The sequence below is a fragment of the Lysinibacillus sp. fls2-241-R2A-57 genome (assembly GCF_030209535.1).
Lineage (GTDB): Bacteria > Bacillota > Bacilli > Bacillales_A > Planococcaceae > Lysinibacillus.
In genome coordinates, this window is sequence record NZ_JARVRU010000201.1 from 1 (window position 1) to 1,126 (window position 1,126).

Genomic DNA, 1,126 nt, shown 5'->3' on the forward strand with positions numbered 1-1,126 from the left:
ATCCTTTTACCACTCAATAATAAACCTATTTTTTTCCTAATCAACACGCTTGATAGAACACAAAAAAAGAAGTACATATTTCTGTCTTTAACATAAAGAAAGATCACAAAAACCCCTTTAGTCAAAACATAAAAGGGGCAAAACGATGCAACTTTGTTTTAAACGGTACGACTTTATTATATAGGGAAAAATCCCCTTCAACCTTTATTTAACAGAAAATGCAAAAACTTCATTTTGAAAAAAGGTTGATCAAAATGGAGTTAATCTTTCAAACTAGGTATTAGATTTTTATAAAAAAGTTTGAGTTTCTAAATAAAGCGATATTTACGTGAAGATTGCGTGATAACCAAAATAATCGTTAACCCTATTACGAGATACCATATTATATTAAAAGGAACTATGAACATTAATACACCAAATAAAATAGCTGTTAAAAAGCTAACTGTAATTGATTGTACATTCGTAATTTTATCTTGAATTAAATAATATAAAGTGAATGGTAGTGCTAAAGTAAATAACGGAATATAAATTGTTACAATAGATGTTTCAATGAGGGATATTGAAAGCACAGCTATTATGAAACCTATTGACGTATTAAGCGTTCTCCCCACAAATACTTTACCAGTAAAATAGCCGTATAGCAGAATAAACATAAGCGTTAAACTGGAACAAATCCCCGTTATTAAAACAAATGGATGACCTATGAAGAAAGCTGCTATTGAGAAAAAAACTAAAGAAACGAATGGCAGCAGCAATATTGAAGGATTTTGCACTTTTTCTATATTCATTACATTAGTAAAACCTACAAGAAATATTAAAGTAAATGGAATCGTCAAATATCCTAATTCGAAGTGATCACCTAAACTAATATAACTAACCTCGAGTTTACCGACCATTATTATTACAAGTGAAGCACAAATTTGACCAAGCAACCCCCAAATGCTTGATAATTTAAAAGCTTGAGTAAGCTTAACCGAAATTACAATTGTAACGACACCAATAAACAAAGCTAAATATAACAAATTTCCCCCTCCTAAAATAATTCTTTAGAAATACTCAAAGTTAAACATTCTTACACGCGTGTTGATTATCTAATTTCTTCCAATGAAAATTATACAAAAAGAGA

At 29.5% G+C, this 1,126-nt stretch carries 1 protein-coding gene; it reads right to left on the reverse strand.

The features are described from left to right. Positions 1 to 308: 308 nt before the first annotated feature. Positions 309 to 1,022 carry an MraY family glycosyltransferase gene (locus QRN68_RS24495; RefSeq protein WP_285399877.1) on the reverse strand — a complete coding sequence of 238 codons (714 nt, stop codon included), beginning with the start codon at positions 1,020 to 1,022 and terminating at the stop codon, positions 309 to 311. Positions 1,023 to 1,126: the final 104 nt, after the last annotated feature.